Raw genomic sequence first — 12,989 nt, 5'->3', positions numbered from 1 at the left:
GTACCGCCTACTGTCTTGACTAGATAACACACCATTCCCATCTGAACCGAAATCAAACCCGGGATCGACCTTGGAAAACTCGCGCAATATCATCTTCGTAGTCGTGCTCTCGATGGCCCTGCTGTTGGGCTGGGACGCTGCGATGAACTATTTCTACCCGCAGCCGGACGAACCCGTGGTGGCGGCAGAGGCGGCCACGACTCCGGTCGAAGGCGGCGAGGTCGTGCATTCGCGCACCGGCGGGCTGACCGATCCGGCGGCAATCGCGCAGGAAGTGGCCGATCTCGACACGGCGCTCACGTCGGGCAACCGCGTTGCCATCGATTCGCCCAAGGTCGCAGGGTCGATCAACCTTGTCGGCGCAGTGGTCGACGACCTCGTTCTCAAGGATTACGCCGAGACGACCGACGAGGATAGCGGCCCGGTGCGCCTTTATTCGCCGCGCGGCACCCCGGCACAGCATTTCGCGCAATACGGTTTCCTCGTGAACGGCCAGAAGGTGCCGGACGAAACCGTGTGGAATGCGGATGGAGAGGTTCTGTCGGTCGGAACCCCCGTCACTCTCACGCATGATGCGGGCAACGGGCTGGAACTGCAGCTGCGCTATTCGATCGACGAGAACTACATGATCTCGGTCGAGCAGAGCATCGCCAACCGATCGGGCGTGCCCATCGTGGCGCAGCCCTATGGCCTCGTCAGCCGCACCTCGGATACGGCCAGCGCCGACTTCTTCATCGCGCATTCCGGCCCCATCGGCGTGTTCGGCGACAGCGCGAATTACGATTTCGACTACAGCGACCTCGACGATGACGGTCCGGCCAATCCGGAAGGCCGCGCCGAATGGCTCGGCTTTACCGACATCTACTGGCTGTCGGCCCTCGTACCGCAGGACGGCGCCGCGCCCGAGGCGACTTTCCGCGCGCTCGGCAACGATACCTATCGCGCCGACATGATCTACGATCCGGTGACCATTCCTGCCGGGCGCAAGTACACGACGGATTCGCGCCTCTATGCAGGCGCCAAGGATTCCACCATCCTCGACGCCTACGAAGATGCGGGCCTAGAGAAGTTCGGCCTCGCCATCGACTGGGGCTGGTTCCGCTGGTTCGAAAAGCCGCTGTTGTGGCTGCTCAAGAACCTTTACGACCTGGTCGGCAATTTCGGCGTGGCGATCATCGGCCTCACTATCGTGGTGCGCGGCGTGATGTTCCCCATCGCGCAGAAGCAGTTCGCTTCCATGGCAGCGATGAAGGCCATCCAGCCGAAAATGAAAGCGCTGCAGGAAAAGTACAAGGAAGACCGCGTCAAGCAGCAGCAGGAAATGCAGAAGCTGTTCAAGGAAGAGAAGGTCAACCCGCTGGCCGGCTGCCTGCCCTTGCTGCTGCAGATCCCGATCTTCTTCGCGCTCTACAAGGTGCTCTACCTCGCGATCGAGATGCGTCACCGCGACTTCCTGTGGATCGACGACCTTTCCGCGCCCGATCCGGCGACCATCCTCAACCTGTTCGGCCTGCTGCCATTCACGCCGCCCAGCTTCCTCGCCATCGGCGTGCTGGCCGTGCTGCTGGGTGTCACCATGTGGCTGACGTTCAAGCTGAACCCGTCGGCGATGGACCCGATCCAGCAGCAGGTATTCTCGATCATGCCGTGGGTGCTCATGTTCATCATGGCCCCGTTCGCAGCAGGCCTGCTGCTCTACTGGGTAACGTCGAACATCCTGACGCTGGCGCAGCAGAAATACCTCTATTCCAAGCATCCGCAGCTCAAAGCCGCGGCAGAAAAGGAAAAGGCCGAGAAAGCTGCTGCGGCGGCCAAGGCCAAGGGCTGATTGGGCGAGCGATGACCGACGAAGAAGCCGCCGAACTGGCCCAGCTGGAACGGCGCGCGAACAAGCTGTTTTCGGGCCGGGTGGAGTTCCTCCTCTCGGCTCCGCAGCTTAAATTCCTGCCCGAGCCGACCGTGCCCGAAATCGCCTTTGCGGGCCGTTCGAACGTGGGCAAGAGCTCGCTGCTCAACGCGATCACCGGTCGCCGCTCGATCGCGCGCGCTTCGGTGACGCCGGGCCGCACGCAGGAACTCAACTTCTTCGAAGTGGGTGAACCGACCCAGTTCCGCCTCGTCGACATGCCCGGCTACGGCTTTGCCAAGGCGCCGGTGAAGGTCGTCGAGAAATGGAAGAACCTGGTGCGCACCTACCTGCGCGGCCGCCAGGTGCTGGTGCGCAACCTCGTGCTGGTCGATGCCCGCCACGGGCTGAAGGACGTCGACCGCGAGATGATGAAGATGCTCGACGAGGCCGCCGTGGGCTACCGCGTGGTGCTGACCAAGGCGGACAAGATCAAGGCGAGCGAGCTGGCCAAGACCGTGGCTGCGGTCGAGGCCGAGGCGAAGACCCACGTCGCCGCTTTTCCGCAGATCCACGTGACCAGCAGCGAAAAGGGCATGGGCATCGGCGAACTGCGCGCCGCCCTGCTTCAGGACGCCGGGATCTAAGACCCGGCATTGCCGCCGGCTGTCATTCCTCGTCGGAAATGAAGCCGCTTGGCGGCTGGAGCACCTGCATCGGTTTGCCGGCAATTTCCGTGCGCGCCTTGGCTGCGGCCCACAGCACCGGATGGGGCTGGGCCGCATAGGCGCTGGGCGTCGTATCCATGAACCGGCGGAAGTCGCGGATGAAATGCGCCTGGTCGACGTACTGGCTGTCGAGCGTGTCGATCCACGCCAGCGAGGGGTCGAGCATGAACTGGGCGAGGCTGCGCAGGAAACGCTGGCGGCGCAGCAGCAGGCGGGGGCTGAACCCGAAGACGGCAAGCGACAACCGCTCCAGCGCCCGCACCCCGATCCCCGTCTGCTCCGCGAGCGCAGCGACGGAATTGACCTCCGGATCGAGCAAGGCGCGATGGGCCCTGTAGATCACCTCTTCCCTGTGCGCCGGGCGATCCAGCATCGCGAGCAGGTGCTTGTCGATGCGCGCGGCCACTTTCGGCAGGCTCTGATGGCGGCGGTCGCATTCGAGCAAGGGGGCGAAATCCTTGAACGGGCTGTCTTCGCCGATTACCTCCCAATAGTCGGCGAAGTCGTTTGCGCGCAGGTCGAGGAACCGCGCCCAGCCGAGCGGCAGGAGGCTGATCGACCAGTAGCGGCCCGGCGCGAGCGAGAAATGCGTGGCGTGGGTGGTCGGACCGATCGCGCAGATGGGGTTGCAGTCAACGAGCGGGCCGGGACCGGTGCAGGCCGCCATATCGCCGCCCACCGACATGCGGATATTGGGCCATTCCGGATAGACCTGGTCGAACACCGTGGGCGTATCGGGCTCGACGATGGTCAGCGAATATGTGGAGACGTAAGGGCGCAAGGCGGGGGCAGGCAGCGCGTAGCTGACAGTCACACCCGTATCCAGGTTTGCGCCTCGATCTAGTACTGCGAACTCTCCGATGGTGGTTCACTTGACCGGTACATTTACCTGAGAGGGCCGGACAACTCCAGCGGCTTGTCGCGCGATGGCCTAGCGCCTGAAACGCGGGCTGAAGACCTTCTCCATCGTCTTCGAAAGCCCCGCCCCGAGCGATTGCCACATCTGCACCCGGCTCTGTTCGGTATGCGGGCCGAGACCGCCCTTTAGGTGCGGTTCGACGTGGTCCATCGGCTCGCCATGCTGCTTGAAAACGAAGGTCTCGAACATGGTCTGCCACGCATTGCGCATGGGTTCGGGCAGGTCGCGCACGGCGAGGATCGAATGCAGCATGGCATCGAGCGGGGTGCCCATTCCCTCGTGCTCGTTCCACCAGTAATTGACGAGCACGTTGAGATCGCCCTCGGCCTTCACATGGTGCCACCACATATAGGGAATGAAGATGCCGTCGCCCGGCTCGAGGTCGGCGACCAGCGCCTGCTCCTGCGCCTCGCGAAAGCGCGGGAAGCGCTCGAAATCGGGGTCTTCCAGCTTGACCATCGACACGGGCGCATTCGACGGAGATGCCTCGAACGGGGCCATGTAGAGATTGGGCGTCTGGTCGGGCGGGAAGAGGGTGAAGCGCCGCTTGCCGCTGAGCACATAGGCGACGTTCTGCATCACGTCGAAATGGGTGTGCGTGCCGGTATTGTTGCCCATCCAGACGCGCGGCTGGACCTGCGTCGACAGGATCGGCAGGTGTAGCGCGCTCGCCAGCTCGGCGCTGAGGTCTGCGACCTTGGTCGATTCCAGATAGAGCATCTGATCGCCCCTGTCGGGCGACAGGACGCTGTCGATGAAGCGCGAGAACGGCATATTGCCGCGCTGGAAATTGAGGCGCGAGACATCGCCGTCGAAGAAGAAGGTCGGGCCTGCATCCGGATTGGAGGCGAGCACGTTGATGGCACGCTCTCCGATCGCCTGCTTAAGATAGTCGGCCAGCTCGCCCGTGCCGCGTTTCGCCATCTGCACGGGCGCGAGGTCTGCGGCCACCTGTCGCAGGATCGCCGGGCGGGCTGTGGGATATATTTCGTCCCTGAAGGTCTGTGCGCTCGGGCGCTCGTATTCGCGTAGTTCGGGCATTGCCGCGCGTGCCTAGCTTAGAATTACGTGGAAGGGAAAAGCTGCGGGCGCGCGGTCATGTCGCAAACAGCATCGCATCGTTGGCAAAGGCCTTCATCTCCAGCGCATTGCCGCTCGGATCGCGGAAGAACATCGTCGCCTGTTCGCCAGGCTGGCCCTTGAAACGGATCGTCGGCTCGATAGCGAATTCGACGCCTGCCGCGACAAGCCGGTCGGCCAGCGCCTGCCAGTCCTCCATCGTCAGCACCACGCCGAAATGCGGCACCGGCACGTCATGCCCGTCGACCGGATTGCTGGCTCTGTCGCCTGCTTCGCCGCCGGTATGGGCCACGATCTGGTGGCCGTAGAAATCGAAGTCGATCCATTCCTCGCTGGACCGTCCTTCCGCGCAGCCCATCAACCCGCCGTAGAAGGCGCGGGCCTCCGCAAGGTCGCGGACGGGAAAGGCGAGATGGAAGGGACGTAGGCTCATGGCTTAAGGATAATGGACCGGCCGCCTGCGATAAAGGTTTTCCTACGCGGTAACGGCTGTGCATGGCCGGTTACCGGAGGCCTTGCTGGTGCATGGTGCGGCGGGAAGAGTGTCACCCTGTCGTCAATTATATAAGACCATGAATTGTAATCGGAATACTCCTTGATGCTCGGGTGACAGTGTGTCGCCTTCGTCACCCGTCCCCGCGTCGCTCATTCAGGCTCGACAGCAGGTTGCTGAACGCCTACCCCGCATGACGCAAGGCAATGGTGGAGCCCGCATGAAGATCATCGTCGGTAACAAGAATTATTCGAGCTGGTCGCTGCGCGGCTGGCTGGCCGCAAAGCAATCGGGCCTGTCGTTCGAAGAGATCGTGGTGCCCCTGTTCGGCGAGAATTGGGAAGCCACCAAGCAGGGCGGTGAGATCCGCCCCTCCAGCGGCAAGGTGCCGATCCTGTGGGACGACGACGTGGTCGTGTGGGACAGCCTCGCCATCCTCGAATATCTTTCGGACAAGGTCGGACGCGACCGCTTCTGGCCCAAGGATGATGCGGCCCGCGCCATGGCCCGCTCGATGGTCGCCGAAATGCATTCCTCCTTCTCCGCCCTGCGCAGCGAATGCCCGATGAACGTGCGCAAGCGCTTCGAGGGGTTCGAGCCGAGCGAAGCCGGCAAGGACGACATCCTGCGCATCCTCGGCCTGTGGGCGGAAGCGCGCAGCCGGTTTGGCAGCGGCGGGCCGTTCCTGTTCGGCACTTTCGGGGCGGCGGACATCTTCTTCGCGCCCGTTGTCAGCCGGTTCATCAGCTACCAGATAGCGGTCCCCGGCTTCGCGGCGTCTTACATGCAGGCGCTGTGGGAGCACGAGTGGATGCAGGCATGGATTTCGGCATCGGAAAGCGAAGAATGGGCTATCGAGCAATACGACACAGTCTCCTGACCGCACTGGCGGCGCTGGCTGCGCTGCTTCCGGCACAGGCGAGCGCGTGGGGCTTTTACGCCCACCGCACCACGGCCGAGATCGCGAACGAGAATATCCGTCCGGACACGCGCGCCGGCATCGTGAAACTGCTGCGCGCGGCGCCCGAACTCGGTGTCGCCGGCTGCGACCTCGCTACGCTGGAGGACGCGAGCGTCTGGCCCGATTGCCTGCGCAAGGATTACTGGCGCTGGGGGTACACTTTCGCCTGGCACTATCGCACCGCGCCGGTGTGCGAGGCGTATGAGCCGCGCAAGAATTGCTCGGGCCAGAACTGCATCCTCGCCCAGATCGAACGCAACCAGCGCATCCTTGCCGACGAAGACCTGCCGGCGAATGTCCGGCTGGAAGCGCTTGCCTTCCTCGTCCACTTCATCGGCGACGTGCATATGCCGCTGCACTCGGGCGATCACGAGGATCGCGGGGGCAACGATATCGAAACCGCCTATGGCATCGCGCCGGGACTGAACCTGCACTGGATCTGGGACGGCCCGCTGGCGGAACGGGCTATCACCTCCTCGCCCACGCCGCTGGTGCGTCGCTACAGCGCCGAAGAACGTGCGGAACTTGGTGGCGGGACGCCTGCCGACTGGGGGCGCGAGAGCTGGGAGACAAGCCGCGATTTCGTCTATCCCAACGCTTTCGACCGGCCCCCGTGCGAAGGTGCGGACCTGCCCGAAGAGACCGCGCTGACACAGGAGGATATCGAGCGCGCGATCCCGATCTCGCAGCGCCGCGTTGTGCAGGCGGGCATTCGCATGGCCGAATATCTCGATGCTGCCTTTGCGCCCGGGCCATTGCCCGAGCCAGAACGCGACTAGGGCACGCGGCTGGTCGGGTAGGGCGTGCCGTCTTTCCTGAAATAGCCATCGGGCGTGAAGACCATGTCGATGTCGGGATATTCGCCCCGGTCGGCATCCCTGTCGCCGCCGCTGATGGCAATGAAGACGCAGGGAAGGTCGCCGCGATTGTGGAGCCGGTGCCCGTTCGGCTCTCCTGCGGGCCAGGCAAGGATATCGCCGGGGCCGACGGGAATTTCGCCCTCGTCCTCGATCAGGACGGCCTCGCCCTGAAGCATGATGACCAGCTCGTCCTGCCCCTCGTGCCAGTGCCGCTGCGAGGAATAGGCCCCCGGGTCCAGTACCACTTGGCTTGCGCCGAGCTTGGTAAGGCCGGCGACCGGCGCGAGGCGGCGGTAGTTGCGCCCTGCCACGTCGGCATCGAAGGGCGGCGGATAGCCGGTCGCATTGGTCTGGGGGATGGCGTCGAGATCGAGCTTGGGCATTGGCACTCACTCCTGCTAGCGGACACAGCATGACCGAAGTCCTCGAACTCGCCAAGCGCCTGATGGCCGCTGAAAGCGTCACTCCCGCCACGGGCTCCGTCTTCGACCGGCTCGAGGCCATGCTGGACCCGCTGGGCTTTTCCGTGCACCGCTTCACCCGCGGCGATGGTGAGCCGGGCAGTCCGGAAGCGCCGGTCGAAAACCTCTTCGCCATTCGCCGCGGGCCCGAAGGTTCGAAGCATTTCGCCTTTGCCGGGCACCTCGACGTGGTCCCGCCGGGCGGCGGCTGGCACTCCGAAGCCTTCGAGCCGGAAGTGCGCGGAGAGCTGCTCTATGGCCGCGGCGCGGTCGACATGAAGGGAGCTATCGCCTGCATGGTCGACGCGGTCACCCATGTCCCTGCCGATGCCGGCACGATCAGCTTCATCATCACCGGTGACGAAGAGGGTCCGGCCCTTCACGGCACCCGCGCGCTGATCGACTATATGGGCGAACACGGACACCAGCCCGACCTGTGCCTCGTCGGAGAGCCGACCAGCGTCAATCGTCTTGGCGACATGATGAAGATCGGACGGCGCGGCTCGGTCAATATCTGGCTCGAAGTCGAGGGCACGCAGGGCCACGTCGCCTATCCGCACCTGGCGGATAACCCGATCCCCAAGCTGGTCGCCATGCTGGCGGAACTGGATGCGCTCGTCCTCGATGAAGGGAATGACTGGTTCCAGGCGTCGAACCTGGAAATCACCGATCTCGAAGTCGGCAACATGGCGCATAACGTAATTCCGGCCAAAGCCGAGGCGCGTATCTCGATCCGCTTCAACGACGAACATTCCGGAGCTTCGCTATCGGAACTTGTCGGGTCGATCGCGGAAAAGCATGGCGGCGTAGCGAAGCCCATCATCTCGGGCGAACCCTTCCTGACCCCGCCCGGCGAATTCAGCGACGTGATCGCCCGCGCAGTGAAGGCGGAGACGGGGATCGACCCCGAACCTTCGACGACGGGCGGCACTTCGGATGCCCGCTTCCTGCGCGCGGTTTGCCCGGTGATCGAGTTCGGCCTCGTCAACGCGACCATGCACAAGAGTAATGAGGCTGTGGCCATTGAGGACCTTTCCACGCTAAGCCGCATCTATACAGCGATTGCGAAAGACGCGCTGGGTTAGACACACCGGCACGAAGACCGGGACGAGAGGGGATAAGAATGCTGAAGGTCTGGTTCGAAATTCCGCTTTGGCAGCGCGTGCTGACCGCCCTGATCCTGGGCGTGCTGACCGGCTATAGCTGGGGCCCCGATGCGGAAAGCATCAAGTGGATCGGCGACTTCTTCATCAAGTCGATCAAGATGCTGGTCGTGCCGCTGATCTTCTTCAGCCTGGTGGCCGGTGTCGCTGCCATCGGAGACCTTAGGAAACTGGGCGCCGTCGGCGGCAGGGCCATGCTGCTCTTTGTCGTCACCGGCCAGATCGCGGTCTGGCTCGGCCTGGCGCTCGGCACGCTGGTGAAGCCCGGTGCGGGCGTCGACACCAGCGCCATCGCGCGCGGCGAAACGCCGGTGCCGAACGAGACGACGGCGGTCGACATGATCCTGTCCATCGTGCCTGAAAGCCCGGTGCAGGTGATGGCCGATGTTGCGGTGCTGCCGCTGATCGTCTTCTCGCTCCTCATCGGGATCGGCATCCTGATGGCGGGCAAGGACGGCGAGCCGGTCCAGAAGATCTTCGATAGCGGCGCTGTCGTGATGCAGAAGGTCACGATGATCGTGATGGAGCTGACCCCCTTCGGCGTCTTCGCGCTGATGGCCTGGGTGGCGGGCACGCTCGGCCTCGACGCGCTGGTCAGCCTCGCCAAGCTGGTGGGTCTCAATTACCTCGGCTGCCTGCTGATCATCGGCCTGATCTACGGCAGCATGATCAAGTTCCTCGCCAAGCTGCCGGTGCGCGACTTCTTCCGCGGCATCGTGGACGCGATGGCGGTGAGCTATTCGACCGCTTCCTCCAACGCCACGCTGCCGGTGACGCTGCGTTGTGCAGAGCGCAACCTGGGCGTCTCGAACTCGGTCGCAGCCTTCGTGATCAGCCTCGGCGCGACGATCAACATGAACGGCACGGCCATGTACCTTGGCCTTGCCACGCTGTTCGGCGCGCAGATCTTCGGGGTCGACCTTTCATGGGGCGACTACTTCCTGATCTCGATCCTGGCGACGCTCGGCGCAGTCGGCGCGGCGGGCATCCCGGGCGCAGGCCTCATTATGATGGCGCTGGTCTTCGGCGCGGTCGGCGTGCCGCTCGAAACTATCGCCTTCGTGGCAGGCGTCGACCGGATCATGGACATGATGCGCACCACCACCAACGTCAGCGGCGATGCCGCCGTGGCGACGACGGTGGCCGTAATGACGGGTGAGATCGATACGCGCGAGATGATCTCGGCGGATGATGTTTGACTTGCTGGCCGACTTGTCCGTGCTGTTAGCGTCGATGCGGACCGCGTCGCTTTGAGCGCAGTTAAGGATCCCCGCATCCTTTGAGCGCTCGGAGCGCTGGCCCTGGTCTTTAGCGCCGTAGGTAGTGCGATTGCAGGTGCGATCGTGGGCATCCCGATTGCCTTGATCGTGGCGGGTCTTGGCTATGGGCAGGATGTCACGCTGGACATCCTGCTCTATTCCGCAGTCTTGTGGCTTCCTCTCGGCTTCGGCGCGGGAATGGCTACGGCGGCCAGCATTCTCAGAGGCTATTTCGCCAAGGATGAAACGAAGGGCGGCTAGCGCCCCTTCGGCTTTTCCAGCACCTTCTTCCGATAGCTGCACAGATCCACCACCTTGCACCGCCAGCATTCCGGCGTGCGCGCCTTGCAGACATAGCGGCCCTGCAGGATCAGCCAGTGATGCGCGCCGAGGCGGAAGGGCTGGGGCACGCGCTTTTCTAGCTTTGCCTCGACCTGCTCGGGCGTCTTGCCCTTGGCGAGGCCGGTGCGGTTGCCGACGCGCAGGATATGCGTGTCGACCGCAAAGGTTTCCTGGCCGAACCAGCAATTAAGCACGACGTTCGCGGTCTTGCGGCCCACGCCAGGTAGCCTGACGAGGTCATCGCGCGTGTCCGGCACGTCGCCGTCATATTCGTCGACCAGCAATTGCGAGAGCAGGATGACATTCTTGGCCTTGGAGTTGAACAGGCCGATCGTCTTGATGTGCTCTCTCAGGCCCTCTTCGCCCAGCTCCAGCATCTGCTGCGGCGTCTCGACTTCGCGGAAAAGCGCGCGTGTGGCCTTGTTCACGCCGACATCGGTCGCCTGCGCTGACAGGGCCACGGCCACCACCAGCTGGTAGCAATTGCCGTATTCAAGCTCGGTCTCGGGCGAGGGATTGTCCTCCGCCAGGCGGCGGAAAAATTCGAAAATCTGGTCCTTGGTCACGTATCCTCGCGGGTGTCTTCGTCGTCGAGTTCGCCCCTCTCGCGGGCTTTCTCGAGGGCTTTTTGGATTTCCTCGCGGCGGTGCTGCATCGCATCGCTGAACGCTGCCGCGACGATGCCGGTCGGCAGCGCCACCAGCAGGACGCCGGTGATCGCCACCAGCGATCCGACTACGCGGCCGGCCGAGGTAATGGGATAGGCATCGCCATATCCGACAGTCGTGAAAGTGATGACCGCCCACCACAGCGCACGCGGGATGCTGCCGAACGCCTCGGGCTGCAATTCGCCCTCGATCCAGTAGAGCGCGCTCGCTCCGCAAAGCAGGAACACGAAGGCGAAGGCGATGCAGACCAGGAGGTCATAACTGCGCTCGCGGATGGCCATCGCCATTTCCTTCGTCGCCGCGGTGAAGCGGCCGAACTTCATGATCGAGACGACCCTGAGCAGGCGGACAACGCGCAGGGCTGCGGCATTGGCGATGAAGATCGGCGCAAAGGTCACGAGGATTACCACGAGGTCGATCACGCCGAGCGGTGAGAGCATGAAGCGCAGCCGTTTCGACAGGGCCGAGCCGGGGCCGGGATGCTCGGGCGCAGCATAGATGCGCGCCGCATATTCGGCGAGGAAGACGATCCCGAACACCAGCTCCGCCATCAGGATTTCGTCGTGCCACTGACGGTCGAACTCGACCTCGGTGGACATGATGGCGGTGACGACGGCGGCGATGATGACCCACACCAGCACGATGTTCAGCAGCGTCAACCTGCCATCGGTCTTCGCACCGATGTGAAGCTGGTGGTAGAGGATCTGCCGCAGGTTCATCGTGTCAGAGGCCCAGGACCTCCTCCATGGTGTAGCGCCCGGCTTCTCGCGCCAGCAGCCATTCGGCGGCCTTCACCGCGCCGCGCGCGAATATCTCGCGGTTCTCGGCGCTGTGCGACAGCGTCAGGCGCTCCTGCTCTCCGGCAAGGATGACGCTGTGTTCGCCGGCTACGGTCCCTCCACGCAGGGCGGCAAAGCCGATGGCACCGCGAGCGCGTGCGCCGGTTTGCCCGTCGCGCCCGCTTTCGCGATTGTCGGCAAGATCGATCCCGCGGCCCTTGGCCGCAGCTTTGCCCAGCAAGATGGCTGTGCCGGAAGGTGCATCTACCTTGCGGCGGTGGTGCATCTCGACGATCTCGATATCCCAGTCGTCGGCAAGGCGCTCTGCCGCCTCGCGCACCAGGTGAGCCAGCAAGGTAACGCCGAGCGAGGTATTGCCGGTCTGCAAGACCGCTGTCGCGCGGGCCGCCTCGTCGATCGCGTCGTGATGCGACTGTTCGAGGCCGGTGGTGCCGATGACGATGGGCACGCCCGCTCCAACGGCGGCGTGGAGGTTGGCAGCCAGTGCGCCGGGTGCGGAAAAGTCGATCAGCGCATCGCAGGCATCGGCAAGCGCCGCCGGATCGCCGCCCTTGTCGATCCCGCCCGCATAGGTGTGGCCCGATGCCTCTATGACGCGCTTCAGCGCCTCGCCCATCGCACCCTTGCTGCCGATTACGCCGAAACTTGCCATTGCCCCTCCTTGCACTTGTGTGGTTCATGGAACCTATGGCCGAGCTACGCAACATTGTCGTCCTGACCGGGGCCGGCATTTCCGCCGAAAGCGGGATCGATACCTTCCGCGACGCAGGCGGATTGTGGGAAAAGCACCGGGTCGAGGATGTGGCGACGCCGCAGGGGTACGAGCGTGATCCGGCGCTGGTCCAGCGCTTCTACGATGCGCGGCGGGAGGCGGTGCAGAAGGTGGCGCCCAATCCGGCTCACGAGGCACTGGCGCGGCTCGACCGGGAATGGGAAGGCGGGTTGCTGATCGTCACCCAGAATGTCGACGATCTGCACGAGCGCGCCGGGGCGAGCCGCGTCGTCCACATGCACGGGGAATTGCTCAGTGCGCTATGCCCGATTTGCGAGCGCCGCCATCATTGGACCGGCCCCCTCATCGATCGCCCGGAATGCCCCAGTTGCGAGGCGCGTTCGCTCAGGCCCGATGTCGTCTGGTTCGGCGAGATGCCTTACCAGATGGACCGCATCTATGCTGCCCTGCGCAGCGCGCACCTGTTCGTGTCGATCGGCACGAGCGGCGCGGTCTATCCCGCCGCAGGCTTCGTCAGCGACGCGCGCGAGCTTGGCGTAAAGACTCTCGAACTCAACCTCGAACGCAGCGAAGGATCGCACTGGTTTCACGAATCGCGCCAGGGGCCGGCCGGCAAGCTGGTCCCCGAATGGGTCGAGGAATTGCTCGGCACTGGGTAATTTCGCAAGGTTTCGCG

At 64.0% G+C, this 12,989-nt stretch carries 15 protein-coding genes; 8 read left to right on the top strand and 7 right to left on the bottom strand.

Features of this window, described 5'->3' with window-relative positions:
* Nucleotides 1-70: 70 nt before the first annotated feature.
* Nucleotides 71-1,828 (top strand): membrane protein insertase YidC, encoded by a 1,758-nt coding sequence (yidC, locus tag BM173_RS00760; protein WP_090476409.1) that lies wholly within the window; start codon nucleotides 71-73, stop codon nucleotides 1,826-1,828.
* Nucleotides 1,829-1,839: 11 nt separating this feature from the next.
* Entirely contained in the window at nucleotides 1,840-2,493 is a 654-nt protein-coding gene (yihA, locus tag BM173_RS00755; RefSeq protein ID WP_090476407.1) for a ribosome biogenesis GTP-binding protein YihA/YsxC, read from the top strand.
* A 22-nt stretch (nucleotides 2,494-2,515) separates the two neighbouring features.
* Here yihA and BM173_RS00750 read toward each other — a convergent pair whose 3' ends face one another.
* The 3 genes from BM173_RS00750 to BM173_RS00740 all read right to left on the bottom strand — a co-directional run bounded on the left by BM173_RS00750 (nucleotide 2,516) and on the right by BM173_RS00740 (nucleotide 5,006).
* Nucleotides 2,516-3,388 (bottom strand): helix-turn-helix domain-containing protein, encoded by an 873-nt coding sequence (locus tag BM173_RS00750; protein ID WP_143089541.1) that lies wholly within the window; start codon nucleotides 3,386-3,388, stop codon nucleotides 2,516-2,518.
* A gap of 117 nt (nucleotides 3,389-3,505) precedes the next feature.
* Nucleotides 3,506-4,534 (bottom strand): cupin-like domain-containing protein, encoded by a 1,029-nt coding sequence (locus BM173_RS00745; RefSeq protein WP_090476403.1) that lies wholly within the window; start codon nucleotides 4,532-4,534, stop codon nucleotides 3,506-3,508.
* Between the two features lie 55 nt (nucleotides 4,535-4,589).
* Complete coding sequence (locus BM173_RS00740; protein ID WP_090476401.1) at nucleotides 4,590-5,006, bottom strand: VOC family protein; 417 nt, start codon at nucleotides 5,004-5,006, stop codon at nucleotides 4,590-4,592.
* Between the two features lie 280 nt (nucleotides 5,007-5,286).
* Here BM173_RS00740 and BM173_RS00735 point away from each other — a divergent pair, with 280 nt between their 5' ends.
* Both BM173_RS00735 and BM173_RS00730 read left to right on the top strand, forming a co-directional pair.
* Nucleotides 5,287-5,946, top strand: coding sequence for a glutathione S-transferase family protein (locus BM173_RS00735; protein ID WP_090476400.1), 660 nt, complete (start codon nucleotides 5,287-5,289; stop codon nucleotides 5,944-5,946).
* Nucleotides 5,913-6,806, top strand: coding sequence for a S1/P1 nuclease (locus BM173_RS00730; RefSeq protein ID WP_090476399.1), 894 nt, complete (start codon nucleotides 5,913-5,915; stop codon nucleotides 6,804-6,806). The genes BM173_RS00735 and BM173_RS00730 overlap by 34 nt, the downstream gene beginning before the upstream one ends.
* On the opposite strand, the gene BM173_RS00725 is transcribed toward BM173_RS00730, so the two are convergent.
* Nucleotides 6,803-7,270, bottom strand: a complete 468-nt coding sequence (locus BM173_RS00725) for a cupin domain-containing protein (protein ID WP_090476397.1) — start codon at nucleotides 7,268-7,270, stop codon at nucleotides 6,803-6,805. The genes BM173_RS00730 and BM173_RS00725 overlap by 4 nt on opposite strands.
* Before the next feature lie 29 nt (nucleotides 7,271-7,299).
* Here BM173_RS00725 and dapE point away from each other — a divergent pair, with 29 nt between their 5' ends.
* The 3 genes from dapE (at nucleotide 7,300) to BM173_RS14500 (ending at nucleotide 10,031) form a co-directional block, all read left to right on the top strand.
* Nucleotides 7,300-8,433 carry a succinyl-diaminopimelate desuccinylase gene (dapE, locus tag BM173_RS00720; protein WP_090476395.1) on the top strand — a complete coding sequence of 378 codons (1,134 nt, stop codon included), beginning with the start codon at nucleotides 7,300-7,302 and terminating at the stop codon, nucleotides 8,431-8,433.
* Nucleotides 8,434-8,471: 38 nt separating this feature from the next.
* Nucleotides 8,472-9,710 (top strand): dicarboxylate/amino acid:cation symporter, encoded by a 1,239-nt coding sequence (locus tag BM173_RS00715; protein WP_090476394.1) that lies wholly within the window; start codon nucleotides 8,472-8,474, stop codon nucleotides 9,708-9,710.
* 144 nt (nucleotides 9,711-9,854) lie between these two features.
* Nucleotides 9,855-10,031, top strand: a complete 177-nt coding sequence (locus BM173_RS14500) for a hypothetical protein (RefSeq protein WP_177201766.1) — start codon at nucleotides 9,855-9,857, stop codon at nucleotides 10,029-10,031.
* Here BM173_RS14500 and nth read toward each other — a convergent pair.
* Genes nth through dapB form a run of 3 tightly spaced genes read right to left on the bottom strand, consistent with a single transcriptional unit; the run spans nucleotide 10,028 to nucleotide 12,232 of the window.
* The gene (nth, locus tag BM173_RS00710; RefSeq protein WP_090476392.1) at nucleotides 10,028-10,678 is read right to left on the bottom strand and encodes an endonuclease III; all 651 of its coding nucleotides are present in this window, start codon (nucleotides 10,676-10,678) and stop codon (nucleotides 10,028-10,030) included. The two genes, BM173_RS14500 and nth, sit on opposite strands and share 4 nt — an antisense overlap.
* Nucleotides 10,675-11,499, bottom strand: coding sequence for an ion transporter (locus BM173_RS00705; RefSeq protein WP_090476390.1), 825 nt, complete (start codon nucleotides 11,497-11,499; stop codon nucleotides 10,675-10,677). Before BM173_RS00705 ends, nth begins: the two co-directional genes overlap by 4 nt.
* Nucleotides 11,500-11,503: 4 nt before the next feature.
* The gene (dapB, locus tag BM173_RS00700; protein WP_090476388.1) at nucleotides 11,504-12,232 is read right to left on the bottom strand and encodes a 4-hydroxy-tetrahydrodipicolinate reductase; all 729 of its coding nucleotides are present in this window, start codon (nucleotides 12,230-12,232) and stop codon (nucleotides 11,504-11,506) included.
* A 35-nt stretch (nucleotides 12,233-12,267) separates the two neighbouring features.
* Between dapB and BM173_RS00695 the strand changes: the two genes are divergently transcribed.
* A complete protein-coding gene (locus BM173_RS00695; protein ID WP_090476386.1) occupies nucleotides 12,268-12,972 on the top strand; it encodes an NAD-dependent deacylase in 705 nt (234 codons plus the stop codon).
* Nucleotides 12,973-12,989 lie beyond the last annotated feature (17 nt).

Source organism: Qipengyuania nanhaisediminis (genome assembly GCF_900115585.1).
GTDB lineage: Bacteria > Pseudomonadota > Alphaproteobacteria > Sphingomonadales > Sphingomonadaceae > Qipengyuania > Qipengyuania nanhaisediminis.
The sequence above is the reverse complement of the archived record's forward strand: the minus strand, read 5'-3'. Positions and strand labels throughout refer to the sequence as shown.

Coding starts and splice junctions, on each gene's coding strand:
- BM173_RS00695 (WP_090476386.1), top strand. CDS start 12,268: ATGGCCGAGCTACGCAACATTGTCGTCCTGACCGGGGCCGGCATTTCC.
- BM173_RS00735 (WP_090476400.1), top strand. CDS start 5,287: ATGAAGATCATCGTCGGTAACAAGAATTATTCGAGCTGGTCGCTGCGC.
- BM173_RS00745 (WP_090476403.1), bottom strand. CDS start 4,534: ATGCCCGAACTACGCGAATACGAGCGCCCGAGCGCACAGACCTTCAGG.
- BM173_RS00730 (WP_090476399.1), top strand. CDS start 5,913: ATGGGCTATCGAGCAATACGACACAGTCTCCTGACCGCACTGGCGGCG.
- dapE (WP_090476395.1), top strand. CDS start 7,300: ATGACCGAAGTCCTCGAACTCGCCAAGCGCCTGATGGCCGCTGAAAGC.
- BM173_RS00705 (WP_090476390.1), bottom strand. CDS start 11,499: ATGAACCTGCGGCAGATCCTCTACCACCAGCTTCACATCGGTGCGAAG.
- BM173_RS00715 (WP_090476394.1), top strand. CDS start 8,472: ATGCTGAAGGTCTGGTTCGAAATTCCGCTTTGGCAGCGCGTGCTGACC.
- BM173_RS00725 (WP_090476397.1), bottom strand. CDS start 7,270: ATGCCCAAGCTCGATCTCGACGCCATCCCCCAGACCAATGCGACCGGC.
- BM173_RS00740 (WP_090476401.1), bottom strand. CDS start 5,006: ATGAGCCTACGTCCCTTCCATCTCGCCTTTCCCGTCCGCGACCTTGCG.
- yihA (WP_090476407.1), top strand. CDS start 1,840: ATGACCGACGAAGAAGCCGCCGAACTGGCCCAGCTGGAACGGCGCGCG.
- dapB (WP_090476388.1), bottom strand. CDS start 12,232: ATGGCAAGTTTCGGCGTAATCGGCAGCAAGGGTGCGATGGGCGAGGCG.